The 15,960-nt window shown below is 74.0% G+C and carries 10 protein-coding genes and 1 other RNA gene; 4 read left to right on the top strand and 7 right to left on the bottom strand.

Annotation, left to right across the window (positions count from 1 at the left end):
* Positions 1 to 2,979 carry an NHLP bacteriocin export ABC transporter permease/ATPase subunit gene (locus ACH4TG_RS01695; RefSeq protein WP_398239698.1) on the top strand — a complete coding sequence of 993 codons (2,979 nt, stop codon included), beginning with the start codon at positions 1 to 3 and terminating at the stop codon, positions 2,977 to 2,979.
* A 48-nt stretch (positions 2,980 to 3,027) separates the two neighbouring features.
* Here the strand turns inward: ACH4TG_RS01695 and ACH4TG_RS01690 are convergent, their stop codons facing one another.
* Together ACH4TG_RS01690 and ACH4TG_RS01685 are read right to left on the bottom strand one after the other, a co-directional pair.
* Positions 3,028 to 3,990 (bottom strand): threo-3-hydroxy-L-aspartate ammonia-lyase, encoded by a 963-nt coding sequence (locus ACH4TG_RS01690; RefSeq protein WP_398239696.1) that lies wholly within the window; start codon positions 3,988 to 3,990, stop codon positions 3,028 to 3,030.
* A 387-nt stretch (positions 3,991 to 4,377) separates the two neighbouring features.
* Complete coding sequence (locus ACH4TG_RS01685; RefSeq protein ID WP_398239694.1) at positions 4,378 to 5,508, bottom strand: endo-1,4-beta-xylanase; 1,131 nt, start codon at positions 5,506 to 5,508, stop codon at positions 4,378 to 4,380.
* 143 nt (positions 5,509 to 5,651) lie between these two features.
* Here ACH4TG_RS01685 and ACH4TG_RS01680 point away from each other — a divergent pair, with 143 nt between their 5' ends.
* Positions 5,652 to 6,857 carry a cysteine desulfurase-like protein gene (locus ACH4TG_RS01680; RefSeq protein ID WP_398239693.1) on the top strand — a complete coding sequence of 402 codons (1,206 nt, stop codon included), beginning with the start codon at positions 5,652 to 5,654 and terminating at the stop codon, positions 6,855 to 6,857.
* A 58-nt stretch (positions 6,858 to 6,915) separates the two neighbouring features.
* On the opposite strand, the gene ACH4TG_RS01675 is transcribed toward ACH4TG_RS01680, so the two are convergent.
* The 3 genes from ACH4TG_RS01675 to ACH4TG_RS01665 all read right to left on the bottom strand — a co-directional run bounded on the left by ACH4TG_RS01675 (position 6,916) and on the right by ACH4TG_RS01665 (position 11,786).
* Positions 6,916 to 7,434, bottom strand: a complete 519-nt coding sequence (locus ACH4TG_RS01675; protein ID WP_398239691.1) for a sigma factor-like helix-turn-helix DNA-binding protein — start codon at positions 7,432 to 7,434, stop codon at positions 6,916 to 6,918.
* Positions 7,435 to 7,619: 185 nt separating this feature from the next.
* The gene (locus ACH4TG_RS01670) at positions 7,620 to 9,698 is read right to left on the bottom strand and encodes a glycosyl hydrolase family 18 protein (RefSeq protein ID WP_398239689.1); all 2,079 of its coding nucleotides are present in this window, start codon (positions 9,696 to 9,698) and stop codon (positions 7,620 to 7,622) included.
* 438 nt (positions 9,699 to 10,136) lie between these two features.
* Positions 10,137 to 11,786, bottom strand: coding sequence for a glycoside hydrolase family 43 protein (locus tag ACH4TG_RS01665; RefSeq protein WP_398239688.1), 1,650 nt, complete (start codon positions 11,784 to 11,786; stop codon positions 10,137 to 10,139).
* Positions 11,787 to 11,964: 178 nt separating this feature from the next.
* Between ACH4TG_RS01665 and ACH4TG_RS01660 the strand changes: the two genes are divergently transcribed.
* Positions 11,965 to 13,236, top strand: coding sequence for a PP2C family protein-serine/threonine phosphatase (locus tag ACH4TG_RS01660; protein ID WP_398239686.1), 1,272 nt, complete (start codon positions 11,965 to 11,967; stop codon positions 13,234 to 13,236).
* Positions 13,237 to 13,354: 118 nt separating this feature from the next.
* On the opposite strand, the gene ACH4TG_RS01655 is transcribed toward ACH4TG_RS01660, so the two are convergent.
* Positions 13,355 to 13,990 (bottom strand): class I SAM-dependent methyltransferase, encoded by a 636-nt coding sequence (locus ACH4TG_RS01655; protein ID WP_398239685.1) that lies wholly within the window; start codon positions 13,988 to 13,990, stop codon positions 13,355 to 13,357.
* A 342-nt stretch (positions 13,991 to 14,332) separates the two neighbouring features.
* Positions 14,333 to 14,734: RNase P RNA component class A (rnpB, locus tag ACH4TG_RS01650), an RNA gene on the bottom strand.
* Positions 14,735 to 14,946: 212 nt separating this feature from the next.
* On the opposite strand from rnpB, the gene yaaA reads away from it, so the two are divergent.
* Positions 14,947 to 15,732 (top strand): peroxide stress protein YaaA, encoded by a 786-nt coding sequence (yaaA, locus tag ACH4TG_RS01645; RefSeq protein ID WP_398239683.1) that lies wholly within the window; start codon positions 14,947 to 14,949, stop codon positions 15,730 to 15,732.
* The last annotated feature ends 228 nt before the right edge of the window (positions 15,733 to 15,960 follow it).

The following is a 15,960-nucleotide window of genomic DNA, read 5'->3' as shown; positions in this document are numbered from 1 at the left end:
ATGACGTCGGTGCACGACCCGCTCCCCCAGGCGCCCGGCCCCGGCGACCTGGTGATCGGCGCGATGGGCGGCCTCGGGCACGCGGTGGACTGCGCGGGCGTGCGCAGCCTGCCGCTGGAGGGCCCGCACGTGCTGTGGCTGGTGGTCGAGGGCGCGATGGACCTGTTCGCGGTGGACGCCGCCGCGCAGGGCCAGTGGCACTTCCTCGGCCGGCTGGAGCCCGGCACGCTGCTGATGGGCCCGGTCGAGGGACCGCAGTACACCCTGGTCAGCCGGCCGCTGGAGGGCTGCGCGGTGCGCCGGATCCCGCTGCGGGAACTGGCCGCGCCGCAGCCCGGCTACGGCGTGGACGACACCTACGGCGGCCAGGGCGGGTACGGGCAGGGCTGGTACCAGGACGCGCAGGGCTACGGCGGTGCCGACGGGTACGGCGGCGGCTACGGCGAGGCGTGGGCGTACGGCGGCGGGGTGCCGCGGCTCAGCCCGCTGGAGTCGGCGTTCGCGCAGGGCGTCGGCCGCGGGCTGCGGCTGCTGTTCGAGGCGCGGGTGGACGGCCGCCCGGCCGCCGGCGACGGCTCGCCGGACGACGACATCCAGTGGATGCCGGTGGACCCGGGCACGGTCCGCTACGGCGCCGAGTTCGGCGCGGAGGCCGACGGGCAGCTGCTGATCGGCGGCGCCATGTGGCAGCGCATGGTCAACCAGCAGGCGCGGCTGCTGACCGCGCTGGGCCGCTGGATCGAGCGGCTGGAGCAGGCCCACGAGGAGCGGGCCGCGGCCGGTGTGAAGGCCGGCGAGGCGGCCGGCAGCCAGGCGCACCAGACGCTGCTGGCGTCCCTGGACGGTTCGGCCGCCGACGGCGGGTCCGGGCCGGGCGCGGCCGGCGGGGACGCGGTGCTCGCCGCCTGCCGGCTGGTCGCGGAGGCGGCCGGGATCGCGGTGCGGGAGCCGGCGGGCGGCGACGGTGCCGAGGTCGCCGCGGGTTCCGGCGCGTCCGCCGCGCCCGGCCGGACGTCCCCGGTCGAGCGGATCGCGCTGGTGTCGGGGTTCCGCACCCGGGAGGTCGCGCTCGACGGCCGCTGGTGGCGGCAGGACACCGGCCCGCTGCTCGGCGCGCGCGCCGCGAGCGGGGCGCCGGTGGCGCTGCTGTGGCGGCGCGGCGGCTACGAGGCGGTGGAGCCGGGCAGCGGGCGCCGCACCCGGATCGACGACGCGAACGCCGCCGGATTCGCCGCCGGGGCGGTGATGTTCTACCGGCCGCTGCCGGAAGAACCGGTGTCCGCACGGCAGTTGATGCGCTTCGGGATGCGCGGCAGCAGTCCCGACGTGGGCCGGCTGGTGGCCGGCAGCCTGATCGCGGTGGGCCTGGGCGCCCTGGTGCCGATCGCCACCGGCAAGATCCTCGGGTCGTACGTGCCGCGGGCGGAGAACGGGCTGATCATGCAGGCGGGGCTGGCGATCGTGGCCACCACGCTGGTGTCCGCCGCTTTCATGCTGCTGCAGAACACCGCGCTGCTGCGCCTGGAGGGCCGGATCGAGGCGGGCCTGCAGCCGGCGGTGTGGGACCGGCTGCTGCGGCTGCCGACCCGCTTCTTCGCCCAGCGCTCCACCGGTGAACTGGCCAGCGCGGCCATGGGGGTGTCGGCGATCCGCCGGATGCTGTCGGGCACCACCGCGGTGACCGTGCAGTCCGGCACCGTCGCGCTGGTCAACCTCGTGCTGCTGATCTGGTTCAGCGTGCCCCTGGCGCTGGCGGCGCTGGGCATGCTGGCGGTGGTCGGCTCGGTTTTCCTGGCCACCGGGCTGTGGCAACTGCGCTGGCAGCGCCGCCTGGTGGAGCTGAACAACAAGCTCGCCAACCAGTCGTTCCAGACGCTGCGCGGCCTGCCGAAGCTGCGGGTGGCCGCCGCCGAGAACTTCGCCTACGCGGCCTGGGCGACCGACTTCGCGCGCAGCCGCGACCTGCAGCAGCGGGTCGGCCGGATCAGGAACGTCACCACCGTGTTCAACGCGGTGTACCTGCCGCTCTGCACGCTGCTGCTGTTCATGCTGCTGGCCGGCCCGGCCCGCGGCAGCCTGTCGGCGAGCGGCTTCCTGACGTTCAGCTCGGCGGCCACCATGATGCTGACCTCCGCCACCCAGCTCACCGGCGCGCTGGTCTCCGCGGTGTCCGTGCTGCCGATGATCGAGCAGTTGCGGCCGGTGCTGGACGCGGCGCCCGAGGTGCCCGCCGCCAGCGCGCAGCCCGGAGTGCTGTCCGGCGCGATCGAGGCCCGGGGCCTGTCGTTCCGCTACTCCGACGACGGCCCGCTGGTGCTGGACGACGTCTCGTTCACGGTGCGGCCCGGCGAGTTCGTGGCGGTGGTGGGGGCGAGCGGCTGCGGCAAGTCGACGCTGCTGCGGCTGCTCATCGGCTTCGACCCCCCGGCCGGCGGCAGCGTGCTGTACGACGGCCAGGACCTGGCGGCGCTGGACCAGGCCGCGGTGCGCCGGCAGTGCGGGGTGGTGCTGCAGAACGCGCAGCCGTTCACCGGCTCGATCCTGGAGTGCATCTGCGGCGCCGAGGTCTACACGCTGGAGGAGGCGTGGCAGGCGGCCGCGCTGGCGGGCCTGGCCGAGGACATCAAGGCGATGCCGATGGGCATGCACACCGTGATCTCCGACGGCGGCGGCGCGGTCTCCGGCGGGCAGCGGCAGCGGCTCATGATCGCGCAGGCGCTGATTCGCCGCCCGCGCATCCTCTTCCTCGACGAGGCGACCAGCGCGTTGGACAACGGCACCCAGCGCACGGTCATCGACAGCACCAAGGCGCTCAACACCACGCGGGTGATGATCGCCCACCGCCTGTCCACGATCATGGACGCCGACCGGGTGCTGGTGATGGCCGGCGGCCGGATCGTGCAGCAGGGTCCGCCCGCCGAACTGCTCGCCGAACAGGGCGGGTTGTTCCACGAGCTGGTCCGCCGGCAGCTCCGCTGACCGGGCCGCCGGGCCGCTGGACCGCCGGACCGGGTCCGGCGCCCCGGCCTAGCCGGCCAGGAGGGCGGCGAGGCGGGCGGGGTCGACGTTGCCGCCGCTGACGATCACGCCGACCCGCTGCCCGCGCAGCTCCTCGCGCATCCGGCGGACCGCGGCCAGGCCGAGGCATCCGGTGGGCTCCACGACGAGCTTGAGGTAGGTCGCGAACACCCGCATCGCGTCGACGAGTTCGGCGTCGGTCGCGGTCACCACGTCCGGCCGCGCGCGCCGCAGCACCGCGAACGTCAGCTCGCCCAGGTGCTGGGTCTGGGCACCGTCGGCGATGGTGCGCGGGGTGTCGATGTGGACGATCCGGTCCTCGCGCAGCGACCGGCGGGCGTCGTCGCCGGCCTCCGGCTCCACGCCGACCAGCCGGCAGCCGGGGGCGAGCGCGGCGGCGGTGAGCGCGGTGCCCGACAGCAGCCCGCCGCCGCCCAGCGGGACGAACAGGGCGTCGAGCGGGCCCTCGTCCTCGAACAGCTCCTTGGCGGCGGTGCCCTGGCCGGCGATCACGTCGGCGTGGTCGTAGGGCGGGACCAGGGTGAGCCCGCGCTCGGCGGCCAGGGCGCGGCCGATCGCCTCGCGGTCCTCGGTGTAGCGGTCGTAGGTGACGACGTCCCCGCCGTAGCCCTTGGTGGCCGCGACCTTGGCGGCGGGCGCGTCGAGGGGCATGACGATGGTGGCGGGGATCCCCAGCAGCCGCGCGGCGAGCGCCACGGCCTGGGCGTGGTTGCCCGAGGAGTAGGCGACGACGCCGGCCCGGCGCTGCTCGGCGGAGAAGCGGGCGAGGGCGTTGTAGGCGCCGCGGAACTTGAAGGCGCCCATCCGCTGGAGGTTCTCGCACTTGAACAGCACCTGGGCGCCGGTCTGTTCGTCGACGAGCCGGGACCGCAGCACCGGCGTGCGGTGGGCCCGGCCCTCGATGCGGGCGGCCGCGGCCCGCACGTCGTCGTAGCTGGGAAGCTCGGGCATCGGCTGCTCTCCCGGTTCGCTGGGTGCCGGGCCGCGGTCGGGGCGGCTGCGCTCCCAGTGTCGCAGTCCCCGGCGGCCCCTCGGGCGGCACCCGTGCGCCGGGCCCGCGGTCCGGTGCCGCCCGTCACGCCCGGACGGCACCGGGCCTTGCTGCGTGCGTCATCTGCGGCCCGGCGCCGGGGCCGGGCGGGACGGTCGGGGGTCGGTGCTGCAGCCGCCCTTGCGGCAGTTCTCGTTGGGACAGGACATGGGTCAACCTCCTCCTTCGCCTACTCAATAGGCGCACGGGGACGTGACTCAGTTCCCTCCGGTTCCTGAGAACGCCATGATTTTCGCGGCAGCACCCTCCGCACGCCGGCGGATCCCGGCGGGTACCGGGCCGGGGGCTCAGCGTCCCCCGGCGAGCTTCAGGTCCTGGCTGAGCGCGGTGTAGGCCGACTTGGGCTGGTAGTTCTCGTCGTAGATGTTCGCCTGGCCCTCGCCGGTGAACACCCCCGGCACCCAGGAGTACTTGTCGGTGAAGCCCCACACCGTGAAGTCGGTGCAGTTCCTGGTGAGCAGGCAGCCCTCCATCAGCGTCTGGTACGCCTCGTTCTGCGCCTCGACGTCGGTCGCGCCGGCCGGCAGCGTGATCCGCACGTCGGCCTCGGTGATGGCGGTCTGCACGCCGAGCTTGTCGAAGCGGGCCATGTTGCCGGCGATGTCGTGCGGCGCCGGGTACTTGACGTCCAGGTGGCCCTGGATGCCGACGCCCTGCACGGGCACGCCCTGCTTGCGCAGCTGCGCGACCAGGTCGTAGAGGGCGGTGCTCTTCGCGTTGACGCCCTCGATGTTGTAGTCGTTGATGTACAGCGCGGCCTTGGGGTCGGCCTCGTGGGCCCAGCGGAACGCGTCGGCGATGTAGCCGGGGCCGAGCTTCTGCAGCCACAGGTCGTCGCGCAGGGTGCCGTCGTCGTTGAACGCCTCGTTGACCACGTCCCACTGCCAGATCCTGCCCTTGAAGTGCGAGACCTCGGCGGTGATGTGCTGGTGCAGGATGTCCCGCAGCTCGGCCGCGCCGAAGTCGCCGCCGGTCAGCCACGACGGCAGCTGGTTGTGCCACAGCAGGTTGTGGCCGCGCACCAGCTGGCCGTGCGCCTGGGCGAAGGCGACCAGCTGGTCGCCCTGGGTGAAGTCGTAGGTCCCGCGGGCGGGTTCGATCGTGTCCCACTTCATGACGTTCTCCGGCGTCACCGAGCTGAACTCGGTGGCGACCTTCTGCGTGTACGGGGCCTCGTTCGCCAGCGCGTCGGAGTTCACCGCGGTGCCGATGCGGATCCCCGCCTTCTGCGCGAGCTGGCGCAGGGTCTGACTCGCCGTCGGCGCCTTGCCTGCGGAGGAGGCGGCGCCCGGCTCGGCGTCGGCGTGGGCAGGGGTCCCGGCGCTGGCGTCGGCCGACACGAAGACGACGGAGGCGGCGGCCAGGAGGAGCCCGGCGGCCGCCGCGCCCACACCGGCGGTGCGCGTCACCTTGTACATGGTTGGTCCTTTCAGGCACGCGGGGGTGGCCCCGGGCATGCACAGCCGAAAGTTTCGAAGTGGGTTCCGCAACTTGCGGACGCAACTTAGGGCCTGGGCCGGGCGGGGTCAACACTTCGCGCACGGATGGGCATGATGGGTCCATGGCCCTCGATGTCGTCCGCGTCCGCCGCGACTTCCCCGCACTGGCCCTGAACGTGGCCCACTTCGACGGTCCGGGCGGCTCCCTGGTACCCCGCCAGGTGGCCGACGCGGTGGCCGGCACCCTGGTCGGCGGCCTCGCCAACCGGGGCAGCGTCACCGCCGGCGAGCGCCGCGCCGACGCGGTGGTGACCGGCGCCCGCGCCGCCGTCGCCGACCTGCTGGACTGCCCGCCGGAGTGCGTGGTGTTCGCCCGCTCCATGACGCAGGCCACCTACGACATGGCCCGCGCGCTCGCCCGGCAGTGGCGCGCCGGCGACGAGGTGGTGGTCACCCGGCTCGACCACGACGCCAACATCCGCCCCTGGGTCTCCGCCGCCGCGAGCGCGGGCGCGACCGTCCGCTGGGCCGAGTTCGACCCGGCCACCGGCGCGCTCCCGGTGGACGCCGTGGCGGCGGTGCTGTCCCCGCGCACCCGCCTGGTGGCGGTGACCGCCGCCTCCAACCTGCTGGGCACCCGGCCGGACGTCGCGGCGATCGCGGAGGCGGCGCACGCGGTGGGCGCGGCGGTCTACGTCGACGGGGTGCACCTGACGCCGCATGCCGCCGTCTCGCTGCCCGCCCTCGGCGCGGACTACTACGCCTGCTCGCCGTACAAGTTCTTCGGCCCGCACCACGGGCTGCTCGCCGCCCCCCGCCCCGGCCTGCTGGAGCAGGTGCGCCCGGACAAGCTGCGGCCGTCCACCGACGCGATCCCCGAGCGGTTCGAACTCGGCACGCTGCCCTACGAGTTGCTGGCCGGCACCACCGCCGCGGTGGACTTCGTGGCGGACCTCGGCGGCGCCGGGGGACCGTCCCGGCGCGACCGGATCACCGCCTCGATGCGGCAGGTCGAGGCGCACGAGGAGGCGCTGTTCGCCGGCCTGCTGGACGGGCTGGCGGCGATTCGCGGGGTGACCGTTCATCCGGCTCCGGCGCCGCGCACCCCGACCGCGCTGTTCTCGGTGGCCGGCCACTCGCCGCAGGCGGTCTACGAGCACCTGGGGGCGCTCGGGGTCAACGCCCCGGCCGGCAGCTTCTACGCGATCGAGGCGGCCGAGCGCCTGGGACTGGGCGCGGCCGGCGCGGTGCGGGCCGGGATCGCGCCGTACAACGACGCCGCCGACGTGGACCGGCTGCTGGCCGGGGTCCGGGAGCTGGCCCGGTAGGCGGGCGGGCTCGGGGCCGGGCGCCGTGCGGCGCCGGGCCGTTGGGCCCGGCCGGGGGTCAGGCGGCGGGCCGCGGGCGGGTCTGCTGGAGCCAGTCGCCGAGCCGGTCGGCCAGGTGCGCGTGCGCCCGCTGGAGCCGGGTCTCCACGATCCCGGCGGGCACCTCGGTGATGCGGGCTATCTCCGTCTTGGACAGCCCCTCGGCGTCGGCCAGGTACAGGGTGATCCGCACGATCGGGGCGAGGGCGTCCATCGCGCCGCCCACCACCTCGTCCGCCGAGTGCGGGCGCCCGGCGGCCGGCCGGCGCCGGGCGTGGCCGCGCAGGTCCTGCTCGAACCAGGCGCCGACCAGGTGACCGTAGAGCCAGGCGCGCACGCTGCCCGAGGGGCGCGCCCAGTGGAAGTCGAGGTAGGCGCGGTCGAAGGTGCGCTGCACGAGGGCCTCGGCGGCGGCCCGGTCCGGGGCCAGCTGGCGGGCCCCGGCGTAGACGCGGTCGAGGTGCACGAGCACCTCCTGCTCGAAGCGCTCCTCGCCGGAGCCGGCGACCCCGGGGAACGGCCGGACCATCGTGCTCATCTCGATCTCCCCACCCATCGACCCGATTCGATCGATGATCGATCGTCATTGTCCCGCGCCTGCCGATGTGATGTCCAACACCCAGAACCCATCGATGCCATAGGCACTGCCTATCGCGCACGCCGCGGGCCGGCGGTCGCCCGGAGGCGGCCGCCGGCCCGCTCGTGCGAGGCGCGCGCGGACGGTCAGGCGACGCTGATGTCGTCCGCGTAGTAGGTGCCCTGGCCGTACCAGCCGTGGACCCAGATGGTCACGGAGGTGGTGCCGGAGCCGGTGGTGAAGCTGGTCTTCAGCTGGGAGTACGCGCCCGAGGTGCCGGGCGTCCAGGTGCTGGTGTCGCTGGTGCCGCTGCCGGTGACGCCGATGTAGACGTAACTGCCGTCGACGTAGCCGGACAGGGTGTAGGTGTGCCCGGGCTGCACGGTGATCTCTTGCGAGCACTGGGCGTCGTCGCTGCTGGAGGCGGCGCCGGCCAGGGCGTGGCTGCCGCCGTGCACCGGCGAGGAGACGACGGCGCCCGTACTGCCGGTGCAGGTCCACGGGGACAGGCTGCCGGTCTCGAAGTCGCCGTTGACCACGGCTCCCCCGCCGCCGGACCCGCCGGTGGTGCCGCCTCCGGTGGTGGTCCCGCCGGTCGTCGTCCCGCCCGTGGTGGTGCCACCGGTCGTCGTACCGCCGGTGGTGGTCCCGCCCGTCGTCGTGCCACCCGTGGTCGTTCCGCCGGTCGTCGTCCCGCCGGTGGTGCCGCCACCGCCGGAGCAGCTGCCCGCGCTGCCGTTGACGTCGTTGACCACGTCGTTGAAGAGCGTGGCCTGCGGATCGAGGTCGTACAGCGAGAACATCATCGCCCCGCCGAGGGCGTTGCAGTGGATGTAGTCGGCCCGGGCCTGGATGGACTGGGGCGACTCACCGCCGTAGAAGTTGGTGCCGTCGTAGAACCACGCGGACTGGGTCGTCGGGTCCCAGAAGGTGTCCGAGGGGTTGTCGACGACGCCGGTCAGCTCCTTGTACATGGCCACACCCGGCACGTTGCCGCTCAGCGTGTGCCCCGCCGACGGCCCGGTGGCCGACTGGTAGAGCCCGTGGTTGCTCCCGGCGGGCACCCCGGTCCAGCCCCGGTAGTAGAACGGGATGCCGAGGTTGACCTTGCTCGCCGGGAAGCCGCCTGGGATGCCGTAGGCCGAGTCGCCCTGGGTGTACGCCTTGATCACCGAGTCGATGACGTACTTCTCGCTGCCCGGCGGGATGGTGCCGGACGGGTCGCTCGCCGACGGGTACAGCGGGTCCTGGAAGTTGGTCGGCCCGGTGGCGTCCCACGCGCCGTGCATGTCGTAGGTCATGACGTCGCCGAAGTCCAGGTACTGGCCGATCTGGTCGGTCTGCACCTTGGCGATCTTGTCCTGGCCGCCGGGCAGCGCCGCGGTCAGGGCGTAGTGCTTGCCGTCGGCGGTGCCCTGGGTGTTCAGCTCGCTGCGGAACTCGGCCAGCAGGGAGGTGAAGTTGGCGGTGTCCGCGGCGCTGTAGTGGTTGCCGAGGTGGCCGGCGGACGAGCCCGGGTACTCCCAGTCGATGTCGAAGCCGTCGAAGATGCCCTTCGCCGTTCCGGCACCGCCGTAGCCGCCGGAGGCCGGGATGTTGCCCTTGATGAACATGTCGATGCACGACGACACGAACTTCTGCCGCGAGGCGGCGGTGGCCGCCACGTCGGAGAAGTACTTGGAGTACGTCCAACCGCCCAGCGAGAGCAGGATCTTCAGGTTCGGGTGCTTGGCCTTCAACTCCTGCAGCTGGTGGAAGTTGCCGGCGATCGGCTGGTTCCAGGTGTCGCTGGTGCCGTCGACGCTGATGCTGCCGTCGAACGTCTTCTGGTAGTCGGCGAACTGGTCCTCGGCGCCGTCACCGGCGCTGGGGTCGTTCTCCCCGCCCGGGTCCGGGTCGGTGGCCTTCGTGGCCTCGAAGCAGGTCAGGTTGGCCGGGTCGATGTTCTCGAAGTCGTAGAGCAGGTAGTCGAGTTTGCCCGCGAGACCTTCGGTGTCCAGCGCCTTGGGGTAGAAGGCGTTCTGGTAGATGCTCCACTGGTCGTAGTAGGCGACCTTCACGCCGCCGCTGGTGGCCGCGGGCTGCGCCGCCGCGGCCTTGGCGGCGGAGGGCGAGGCGTGCGCGCTCGCGCCGTTGCCGAACACCGCCAGGGCTCCGACGAGCAGGCCGATGACGGCGACGAGACTTGTCAGCGAGGGTCTGATCGAGGGGACTGCTAAGCGCATGGCATCCTCCTGGTCGGGGCAGGACGTCGATCGGCGTCCCGTCCGGTTGGGGGGCAGCAGGTGCAGGTGCGGTGGTTCCCGTGCCGGAGTGCGGCGCCGGGGTGCCGGGTGGGAGACCGGTGCAGGGCTTCCCGTACCGGGTGCGGGTCCGGGACCGGACGCGCGGGCCCCGGACGTGGTGGGGGGTGGGCATGCCCGCGGGCATGCCGGGCCGGGCGCGCGGGCCGACGACGGGCCGGGCGGGGCGACCGGTGACGGTGTGGCATAGACACGACATCTGATGCAAGTCCAGATGTACTGGTGCCTTCTGACCCGGTCAAGGCTTTGGACTAGACCAACCCGAGAACGGACTGGACCAATTCCCGGGCGCACGGGAGCACGCCACCGCGGCCCCGGAGCCCGGGGGCGTGCGGTGACGTGCGGCTCCGCGCGGCCGGCCTACTCCCGTCCCGCGGCGGCGGCCCCCGGCCGGTAGTCGAACCAGTCGAAGGCCGCGCTGCCCTCGGTGACGTACATACCGATCACGCGACCGGTGAAGCCGGTGGCGACCTGGGTGGACAGATAGCGGCCGTCGAGCCGGGCGATCTCCACCGGCCCCCTCTCCGCGGCGCCCTCCCCGCGCGCGCCGCCCTCGCCGTCCGCACCGCCGGCCGCGCTGCCGACCGCGTCGCCGCCGTCCGCCGCGCCGTCGACCGCCGCGCCGCCGTCCGCCGTGTCCCCGACCGAGAACACGATCACGTCGGGACCGTTGGCGCCGACGCCGGCCGGGCCGTCCGCGGGGTGCGCGGCGTCGGTCACCGACGGCGGCAGCAGCCCGGTCGTGCGCACGTCCACGGTCAGGGTCAGCGGCCCCGGCGGGACCGGGTGCCGGGCCACCCGCTGGCACAGCGGCCCGATGCGGGCGAACACCTCGACCGCGCCCGCGCCCACCTCCAGGTCGTAGTGGTGCGCCTCGTCCATCCGCACCGAAAGCCCCGCGCGCGCGGCGCCGGGGTCGATGCGCACCGACACCGAGCACTCCGGATGCTGCTGGCGCCGGCCGAAGAAGGTGTGGCCGGGGCGGTCCAGCGACGGGCCCGTGGCGTGCAGGGTCAGCCAGCCCGGCCGCTCGGTCAGCGACCAGGAGCCGTCGGGGCGGGTGCGCGGCGAGATCCACACCGGCGACGGCTGCTTCGCGTCGAAGTCGTCGCGGACCGGCTCGGGCGGGAACGGCCGCCAGACGGCGGGGGCCGGGTGCGACGCGCGCACCGGTCCGGCCTGCAGCCAGCCGTCCACCCAGCTGACCGGCGTCAGGAACGTCTCCCGGCCCAGGACGTGGAACTCCGGGAAGTTGCCGCGCGGGCGGGTGCCGAGGAGCACCATCCACCAGCTGCCGTCCGGGGCCTGGACGAGGTCGCCATGGCCGGTGCACTGGATGGGCAGGTCGGTGCTGCGATGGGTCAGGAACGGGTTGCCGGGGCCGGGGGTGAAGGGGCCGCGCGGGGAGCGGCCGCGGGCGAGGGAGACACCGTGCCCCTCGGCGGTGCCGCCCTCGGCGATCATCAGGTACCACCAGTCGCCGATCCGGTACAGGTGCGGCGCCTCGGGATACTGCAGGCCGGTGCCCGACCACACCGGCATCGGGCCTTCCAGCACCCGGCCGGCCAGCGGGTCGATCCGCGCCACCTGGACCCCGGAGACCGCGCACCAGCACGAGCCGTCCTCGTCCCAGGCCAGGTCCGGGTCGATGCCGGGAAGGTCCAGCCGGACCGGGTCCGACCAGGGGCCCTCGGGGCGCTCGCTGGTGACGATGAAGGTGCCCTTGGCGAGGACACTGGTGGTGATCAGGTAGAACAGCCCGTCGTGGTGACGGAGCGTCGGGGCGTAGACGCCGCCGGACGCGGGCACGTCGGCCGGCAGGTCCAGCTGCTCCGGCCGGTCCAGCACGTTGCCGATCTGCCGCCAGTGGACCAGGTCGCGGCTGTGGAAGAGCGGCACGCCCGGGAAGTACTCGAAGCTGGAGCAGGCCAGGTAGTAGTCCTCGCCGACCCGGCACACGCTCGGGTCCGGATGGAAGCCCCCGATGACCGGATTGTCGTATGTCCGCACGCCGCGCGCCTCCGAAAGTTTCGACCATCCGACCGAATGCGAACGCGACTCTAGGTACCCGTCCGTCCGAGGTCAAGGCTCCCGTCCGGCACCCGGGCACTGCCCCGCACGTGTGATCCGGCGCGGCCCGTCGGGCGACACGCGGCCGGAAGCACCGCGGCGTTCGTATGGTGCGCAGATGACACCACCACAGACACCGCGGATCGACTTCCGGGAAGTGTTCCAATCGCTGCCCGTGATGGTGGCGCTTCTCACCCCCGAACTGGTGTACGCGGACGTGAACCGCGACTTCGCGCGCCTGTCCGGCCGGTCCCGCGAGAACCTGGTCGGACGCCACCTGTTCGACGTCTTCCCCGACAACCCCAACGACCCGGGCGCGACCGGGATGCGCAACCTGGAGGCGTCGCTGCGCCGGGTCGCGGCGACCGGCGAGCGCGACACCATGGCGCTCCAGCGCTACGACGTGGAGTCCCTGGAGCGGCCCGGCCAGTGGGAGAAGCGGTACTGGAGCCCGATCAACGCGCCGGTGCTGGACGAGGACGGCCATGTGGTGCTGCTGCTGCACCGCGTGGAGGAGGTCACCGAACTGATCCGCGCCCGCGGCCGGTCCGCCGCCGCCGGCGGCGGGGCGAGCACGACGAGCGGCTCCGGCGGGCGGACCAGTGTGCTGGAGGCCGAGCTGTACACCAGGGCGCGCGAGTTGCAGGAGGTCAACGAGCGGCTGCGCAGCGCCCACGCCCGCGAGCGCGAGGTCGCGCTCGCCCTTCAGGACGCGATGCTGCCCGCGCCGCGCCCGATGGGCCACCACCGTTCGGCGGTCCGCTACCGTCCCGCGACCGGCGCGCTGAACGTCTGCGGCGACTGGTACGACCTGGTGGAACTGCCCGCCGAGCGCACGGTGGTGGCCGTGGGCGACGTCGTCGGCCACGGGCTGAGCGCGGCGGGCGTCATGGGCCAGTTGCGCAGTGCCCTCAGCGCCGCCTCGCGGGTGTCGGAAGGCCCCGCCCAGGCCCTGGAGGTCCTCGGCCTGTACGCGCGGTCGGTGGACGGCGCGGAGTCCAGCACCGTCGTGACGGCCTGCATCGACTGGGTCGCCCGTACCGTCACCTACAGCAGCGCCGGCCATCCGCCGCCCGCCCTGCTGCACGGCGACGGCGCCGTGGAGTTCCTCGACCAGGCCACCGATCCTCCGCTGGGCGCGCGCCCCGAGCACACCACCCGCCCCGAGGCCAGCACCGCCTTCAGGGAGGGCGACACCCTGGTCCTGTACACCGACGGCCTGGTCGAACGCCGCCGCGAGGACATCGACGTGGGCCTGGCCCGGCTCGCCGCCACGCTGACGGGCCATCGCCTCACCGACCCCGAGGCCCTCGCGGACGCCCTCCTCTTCGACCTGCTCCCGCCCGGCGGCGCCACCGACGACACCGCGCTGGTGGTCATCCGGCTCTGATCCCCGGCTGCGGCACCACCCGCGCCCGGCGCCCGCGGCTCGATCGGGCAGGCGTTGCGGGTGGCTCCCTCCTCCGGCGCGGGTGGTGTTCCGATGCTGCCAGGGACGGGCGGCGCGTTCAGTCGCGCCGGGCCCAGAAGAGGGCGTGTCCGCCCTTCCCCTCGGGGACGAACTCCTCGCGGACGACGGTCAGGCCGGCCTCGGTGATCCAGCGGCGGTTGGTGGCCGCGTCGGCGTGGCTCCACCACATCGGGGCGCCGCCGCCGAGCCAGTCCTCGTCGGTCCCGGTCCACGCCCGGTACCCGGTGGTGGCCAGGAACCAGCCGCCGGGCCGCAGCCAGCCGGCGATCCTGCGCAGCAGCGGCGGCTGTGCGTCCAGCGGGAGGTGGATCAGGGCGTACAGGCACACCACCGCGTCGAAGGAGCCGGGGGCGCCGGGCGTGAAGGCGCCGTCGGTGATGTCGGCGCGGACGAAGTGCGCGCCGGGCGCGTGCTCCCGGGCCCGGCGGACCTGCACGTCGCTGATGTCGGCGCCGGTGACGCGGTATCCGGCGGCGTCCAGGGTGCGCGCCACCGGGATCCCGCTGCCGCACCCCAGGTCGAGCACGGCCCCGCCCGCGGGTACGCACCCCGTCAACTCCCCCAGCCAGCCGCGGTACTTCCCCTCGCCCCCGTACGCCTCGTCGTACCGCGCCGACACGGCGTCATACCCCCGCCGCACCGTCTCCCTGGGATCCCCCGCGCCACCGTCCACGCCCGCACCCTAGCCACCCGCCCCGCCCGCCTCGATCCCTTTTCCCCCCTGGCGGTGCCGACATCGACTGGCTGGACCGCGTCCTGCCGGGAGACGGCAGGGTTCTCGCAGGGAGCGGGTCTCATGGACTGGGACAGCATCACGCTCTATGTCCTGGCCGGATGCGGCGTGGTCCTTCTCGTACCGGGTCAGCTGCGCGACGTACTCGCGAAGGTCACCGAGCTCGTCGGCGCCTGGCGGAACTTCGGAACAGCATCCGCCGGGGTCCCGATCCGCAGGGCGCTCCGTCCGCCCCGGAGCAGCGCGGAGATGACAGCTGAACGCCCCGGAGGGGGGAGGCGGCAGACGAGTCGGGCTGTACGCCGGGTTCTGTCACCGGGCGGCCTCGCGGCCGGCCGGGAGACGGCCATCCATCTAGGGCTGCCGTTGCCGGCAGCCTCGTGCGGTCTACCCGCGGACTCGGGCGGGCAGCCCTCGAACGTCCGCGCGGGGCCGTAGTCCTACGGTCCCTCTTGACCTTGCTCCAGGTGGGGTTTACCGAGCCGTCCAGGTCACCCTGGACGCTGGTGGTCTCTTACACCACCGTTTCACCCTTACCGGGGACCGAGGTCCCCGGCGGTCTGTTTTCTGTGGCACTGTCCCGCGGGTCACCCCGGGTGGCCGTTAGCCACCACCCTGCCCTGTGGAGCCCGGACGTTCCTCGGGAAGCCCCTGGGGGCTCCACGCGGCCGTCCGCCCGGCTCGTCTGCCGTGCCCCCATCGTAGTGGCTCGCCGGGGGCCGGCCGCACACGGTCCGCCGGTGCGAACAGGACCTTCGCCGGGCCCGGGTCGGCGGCGGTCAGCCGCACCCGCAGCCGGCGGCGGAGGCGTGCAGGTGGCGGCGGGGCATACGGCGAGCGTAGGGCGGGGCCGTAGGCTGCTGCGGGTTGTGGAGTCCGTACGAGGGAGATGTCCCGTGCTCGTCCTGTTGCCGCCGTCCGAGGGGAAGGCCACCGCCGGCCGCGGCCGTCCCGTCGACCTCGCCGGGCTGTCGCTGCCCGGGCTGACCGAGGCGCGGGCGGCCGTCCTGGACGAGCTGGTCGAGCTGTGCCGGTCCGACGAGGACAAGGCCGCCGAGGTGCTCGGGCTCAGCCCCGGGCTGCGCGGCGAGGTCGCGAAGAACGCGGCGCTGCGGACCGCGCCCGCGATGCCGGCCGGGCGGCTGTACAGCGGCGTGCTCTACGACGCGCTGGACCTGGCGACCCTGGACACCGCGGCGCGGCGCCGCGCGCAGCAGTCGCTGCTGGTCTTCTCCGGGCTGTGGGGTGCGGTGCGGCTCGGCGACCGCATCCCGGCGTACCGCTGCTCGATGGCGGTACGGCTGCCGGGGGCCGGCGGGCTCGCCGCGTACTGGAAGCCGCACATGGACCGGGTGATGCCGGAGGCCGCCGGCGGCGGGCTGGTGCTGGACCTGCGCTCGTCCGCGTACGCGGCGGCGTGGAAGCCGCGGGGTGAGGTGGCGCGGCGGACGGCCACGGTGCGGGTGCTCCAGGTTGCCGTCGTGGACGGGGTGGAGAAGCGGACGGTGGTCAGCCACTTCAACAAGGCGACGAAGGGGCGGCTGGTCAGGGCGCTGCTGACGTCCGGGGCGCGGCCCCGCACCCCGGATTCTCTGGCCGGTGCTCTGCGCGAGCTGGGCTTTACCGTTGAGCACTCGGCTGGGGAGGGGAGGCTGGACGTGCTCGTCCACGAGCTCCACTGAGTCGCTGGCGCGAGCCTTTCTGCCACGACGGTGCCGTCGTCCCGCGTTGCCCTGCGGCAACCCTTCTGCCCCGCGGGGGCCTCGCCGCCCGGCCCACGGCCCGTGGATGGCTGAGCGCGCAGTTCCCCGCGCCCCTGTACGGCAACCCGCCTGCCCCGCCAGGGGCCGTCCCCGGCCCACGGTGCGTGGATGGCTGAGCGCGCAGTTCCCCGCGCCCCTGTACGGCAA

This window comes from Streptomyces sp. NPDC020917, from assembly GCF_044333795.1.
GTDB lineage: Bacteria > Actinomycetota > Actinomycetes > Streptomycetales > Streptomycetaceae > Actinacidiphila.
This window is presented reverse-complemented; position numbering and strand designations above follow the sequence as displayed.